Consider the following 521-nt stretch of genomic DNA (forward strand, 5'->3'; position numbering starts at 1 on the left):
CTAACCGACTGAACTACCGCTGCGCAAAACGCTTGAAACGAATGGTGGGTGATGACGGGATCGAACCGCCGACATTCTGCTTGTAAGGCAGACGCTCTCCCAGCTGAGCTAATCACCCTTCGCTTCGTTACGGGACGCATTATGCCACAAGTTTTCGTAAAGTGTTGATTTAATTGAAGTTTTTTTCAAATAAATCCGAAAACCAGTAAAACGACACATCCCGCGGGTACAACCTTGGAGCAGAAAAAAACCCGCCTTGGCGGGTTTTTCCGTGGTGACCTGGCGTTCAGTGGTCCAGGTTACCGAATATGGCGCAGCGGACGGGACTCGAACCCGCGACCCCCGGCGTGACAGGCCGGTATTCTAACCGACTGAACTACCGCTGCGCTAAACACTTGAAACGAATGGTGGGTGATGACGGGATCGAACCGCCGACATTCTGCTTGTAAGGCAGACGCTCTCCCAGCTGAGCTAATCACCCTTCGCTTCGGTGTGGCGCGCATTCTACGGAGCGACCCAAC

The 521-nt window shown here is 53.6% G+C and carries 3 tRNA genes; all 3 read right to left on the reverse strand.

Features of this window, described 5'->3' with window-relative positions:
* Positions 1-42: 42 nt before the first annotated feature.
* A tRNA-Val gene (locus AC0ZWN_RS28850) sits at positions 43-118 on the reverse strand.
* A 191-nt stretch (positions 119-309) separates the two neighbouring features.
* Positions 310-386: transfer RNA gene (locus AC0ZWN_RS28855), tRNA-Asp, on the reverse strand.
* Positions 387-405: 19 nt separating this feature from the next.
* Positions 406-481, reverse strand: a tRNA-Val gene (locus AC0ZWN_RS28860).
* Between the last annotated feature and the right edge of the window lie 40 nt (positions 482-521).

The sequence above is a fragment of the Pseudomonas sp. 3B-A001-10F genome, from assembly GCF_056313565.1.